Below are 3,892 nucleotides of genomic sequence, written 5' to 3'. Positions count from 1 at the left end.
ACCGTCGAAGTCGACGAGCGCGGGATCCTCCGAGGGGGCAAACGTCACGGGCCGCCACTGGACACCGGCATCGAGCAGGTACTCGGCCAGGACGCCGTGCATGTGCGGCGACTTTCCGGTGAGCACGTCATGCTCAGACTCGCTTACGAGCACCGGGATCCCAGCTGCTGCAAGCTCGCCGATGTTGCCGGCGTGGTCATAGTGCAGGTGCGAGATGGCAGCGAGGCTCAGTCGTTCGATGGGGACACCGGCGAGCTCGAGCTGTTCGCCAAGCCCCTGCCCAGGCGTGAGGGTTGAGTCCACCTGCCGCGCGTAGACCGCACCGACGAATCCGCCGGGGAAGTACTCCTTCGGCGAGTCAGCGGACGCGGGTGCTTGCCCGGTGTCCCACAGGATCCAACCCTGTTCGTGCTCAATGAGCACCACATTCACGGGAAGCGGATCCGTCCATTGCCGCGATGTGAACGTCCACCACAGCATGGGAGTGCCGTTGCCTACGATGTTGTGTGGCCGTAGCCGTACCTCGCCAATACTCAATACCGATACGCGTCCGACGCCACCCGATGTCATGGGGTTCAGTGTGCCAGGTCGCTGTTTCGCGCCCGGGGCGGTGAGGTTTCGGCGTGTCAGTCCGCGAGCGTCCGCTCTCGCATGAATCGGCCGACGATCGGGACGATGAGCACGATCACGGCGACGATGATCGCCGTGATACCGATCGGCACGTCGATGAGGTCACCGAGCAGACGGGCGACGGCGAGCCATCCGAGACCCCAGGCGATGGACAGGACGGGAGCGATGCGCCACCCTCCCGAGGCCGAAACGCCGAGCGCGACGGCTGCCACGACGACGAGCACGATGACTCCGACAACGGATGCCGCGCTCTCCCAGTCGGCCGGGACGGTGGCCGTCAGGGCCGCCGCGATGTTGGCGACGGTGGCCAGCGCCACCCAGCCGAGGTGCAGGCCGGTGACGACGTCGATCAGGATGCCGTCGAGCCATCCGTCGCCCGGCTCTCGGGTGCGGACCGCTCGGAGGTAGGTGACGACGAGCGCTGCAAGCAGCAGGATGATGCACACCACGGTCGCCCAAACCGACAGGAACTGCACGGTGACGAGCCAGAGGCCGTTGAGCACCATCGTGAGGGCGATGAGCCAGCCGAGGCTGCGCTGACGGTCACGGGCGCGCTGCGACGGGAGCGCCTGCCAGATGACGTAGATCGCGAGGCCGAGGTAGATCGGCGTCCAGATGGCGAATGCCTCGGTCGCCGGCGTGAGGTACGAGGCATCCGGCGAAAACGACCCGCCCTGCGCATCCTGGATCGGTGTGCCGCCGAAGGCGCCGAGGCCGACCGCGTCGCCGATGATCATGAAGACGAAGGCCGCGATCACCAGGATCTGGCGAGCCACGTCGCTGCCGCGTGCTGATTCTGTCGCACTCATGCCCCCACGGTATAACGCACCTGCCGCCCGCGGGCCGGGTTCAGGCGGCGCCCCCGTCCCCGGCCCCTCCCGTTCAGGCGGCGTTGGGGTAGAAGGTGGGGAGGTGCCGTTCGGGTTTCACGACATACCGGCGACCGTGTGGGGATACCCATTCCAGCGACCCGTCATCCAGATGGGTGATCACCCACCCGCCGTGGTGTCTCACCGTGTGGTGGCCTTGGCATAACGGTGCCGTGTTCGTCACCGAGGTTTCACCACCGTCGGCCCACGCGACCGAGTGATCGATCTGACACTGCGAGGCGGGTTTCGAACATCCCGGGCCCATGCACCGGTCAGCCCGCCACGTCACCAGCTTCACCAGCTCCGGTGGCGGCCGATACCTCGTCCGCCCCACCGAGACCACGACACCGGTTTCGGGGTGGGACAGGACCCGCATCCACCCCGACGCGCCACCGGCCAGTTCCCGGGCGGTGTCGATCGGGATCGGACCGACCCCCTCCACCTCCGCCGGATCCGTCACCCCGTCGGCGCCCAGCAGCGCCAGGGCCGGGACGGTCACGACCACGGTCGCGCGGATCCCCCGCGCCTGCTCCGGGTGCTGAGGCACTGTTCCGTCGATGAGGAGGTCGCAGAACACGTCAGCCCGAATCTCATCCAGACTCCGCTCCCCCGCACCCTCGCGTTCGCCGCCGCGGATGGTTCCGCGGTCGTGGTCACGGATCACCACCGCTTTCTGCGTGACCCGCCCATAGATCGCGTGGGCCTCCACCGACGGAACCAGCGCGTGCACCCACGACATCGAATCCCCCGCCGGCTCCACCACGATCCGGCGACCCCGCACCGCCACCTGGTGCCGCTCCGTGAGCGTGGGGGCGGTTTCCCGGTCGATCAGGCGGCGTAGCGCCCGCCGGAACGACCCCACCGGCAACGACTCCGCAAGCCCCAACGCCCGCCCCACCAACCGTGCCGCGACCACCGGGTCCAACACGTCCAGGTCATCGACCAGGATCTCCGCATGCCGCACGGTCACACCCGCACGGGAGAGCGACTCCAACACCATCGGGTACGAGTGGACGAGGGACTCCGCGCGGGCAAGCATCATCCCCGCCGCGTTCTCCGTCACCCGCAACGCCGCGGCAAGCTCGAGGCGGAGGGAGCGCATCACCAGCTCCCGAGACCCACCCCCATACCGGGACACATCATCGAGGGCCTCAAGGCGGAGATCATCGACCCGCGCGAACCGTTGCGCAGCAAACACCGCCTCCAAATCAGCGGCCTCAGCCACGAGAGCGACAGCGTCAGGTCGCGGCGGCACCCACCCAGCCACCTCCGCATCCCACTCACACACATCACCCTCATGCAGGAACGCGTCAGCATCCGAAGCGCCGGGCCACTGCCCCGAATCACCCGCACCAACCTCATCCATACCCCCGACACTACGAGGGGGGTCCGACATTCAAACGCCCGTCAAGCTGCACCGAGTCCGGCGTGCGAAGGCAACAGTCATCCAGCATCACCGCCCACCTCGGCTGCGTGGGGGCGGCTCGTACTACGGTGATCGACATGACGGCGTCCCTCTCCCCCGACCAGGCGCGCGGGCTACGCCACGGCGCCCAGCTGCTCGGCGGCTCGCCCCTCTCCCCACGGGAGGTGGTGGATCGAGCGGTCGCGCTCCAAGGCCAAGATCTTCCGGCAGTCCTGCGTGCGATCGCCCTGCGATCTGCCCCGGGAACGACCGTCGATGATGTGCGCGCAGCGTTCGACAGCGGCGCGCTGGTGCGGTCCTGGCCCATGCGCGGCACGCTGTTCGCGACGACCCCCGAGCACCTGGCGTCACTCCTCGCCCTGACCGGCACCAGAACGCTGCAGTCGATGGCACGCCGCCGGGAGCAGCTCGAGCTGGATGACGGCACGATCGACCACGCGCACGACGTCGCCGTCGCGGCGCTCGAGACCGCTCCCCTGCGGCGCGCCGACATCCTGGCGACCTGGGAGGATGCCGGGATCTCGACCGACGGCGGGCGCGGATACCACCTCCTCGTCCACCTCTGCATCAGCGGACTGGCGCACTGGGGCGCGTTCACTCCTGACGGATCTGAGCAGTACCTCACCCTCACGGCGACCCAGCGTGACACCGACACGGATGCCGCACTCAGCCGTATCGTCGCGGGCTATGTCGCCGCGCGGGGGCCGGTGACCCTCGACGACCTGGCCTGGTGGACGAAGCTTCCCAAGACGGGGCTGCGCGCTGCCGCCGCATCCGTCGACCGAATCGAGCTGGCACAGCTCGGCGAGAAGCCCGTATATCTGGATGCCGCGGCATCCGCGTCAGCCGACTCGAACTGGCAAGGGTCTGCTGAAACGGTGACGCTCGTTCCCGCGTTCGACGAGTGGATCCTCGGTTATGCCGACCGGTCGCTCGTGGCCTCCGACGCGATGTTCGACGCTCTCGT

Annotated in this window: 4 protein-coding genes; 1 reads left to right on the top strand and 3 read right to left on the bottom strand. The window is 68.3% G+C overall.

Features of this window, described 5'->3' with window-relative positions; genetic code table 11:
- The 3 genes from Q1V87_RS01635 to Q1V87_RS01625 form a co-directional block, all read right to left on the bottom strand.
- The coding region (locus Q1V87_RS01635) for an MBL fold metallo-hydrolase (protein WP_300590570.1) at positions 1 to 570 on the bottom strand (570 nt) is incomplete at its 3' end.
- Positions 571 to 626: 56 nt separating this feature from the next.
- Positions 627 to 1,439 (bottom strand): tryptophan-rich sensory protein, encoded by an 813-nt coding sequence (locus Q1V87_RS01630; RefSeq protein WP_300590569.1) that lies wholly within the window; start codon positions 1,437 to 1,439, stop codon positions 627 to 629.
- A 73-nt stretch (positions 1,440 to 1,512) separates the two neighbouring features.
- Positions 1,513 to 2,865, bottom strand: coding sequence for an HNH endonuclease signature motif containing protein (locus Q1V87_RS01625; protein WP_300590568.1), 1,353 nt, complete (start codon positions 2,863 to 2,865; stop codon positions 1,513 to 1,515).
- 137 nt (positions 2,866 to 3,002) lie between these two features.
- Between Q1V87_RS01625 and Q1V87_RS01620 the strand changes: the two genes are divergently transcribed.
- Positions 3,003 to 3,892: crosslink repair DNA glycosylase YcaQ family protein (locus Q1V87_RS01620; protein ID WP_300590567.1), on the top strand; the 890-nt coding region annotated here is incomplete at its 3' end.

It is taken from the genome of Microbacterium sp. (genome assembly GCF_030149085.1).
Taxonomy (GTDB): domain Bacteria; phylum Actinomycetota; class Actinomycetes; order Actinomycetales; family Microbacteriaceae; genus Microbacterium.
The sequence above is the reverse complement of the archived record's forward strand: the minus strand, read 5'-3'. Positions and strand labels throughout refer to the sequence as shown.

Excerpts from the sequence above, each read along its gene's own strand:
- Q1V87_RS01630 (WP_300590569.1), bottom strand. The coding sequence starts at position 1,439 with ATGAGTGCGACAGAATCAGCACGCGGCAGCGACGTGGCTCGCCAGATC.
- Q1V87_RS01625 (WP_300590568.1), bottom strand. The coding sequence starts at position 2,865 with ATGGATGAGGTTGGTGCGGGTGATTCGGGGCAGTGGCCCGGCGCTTCG.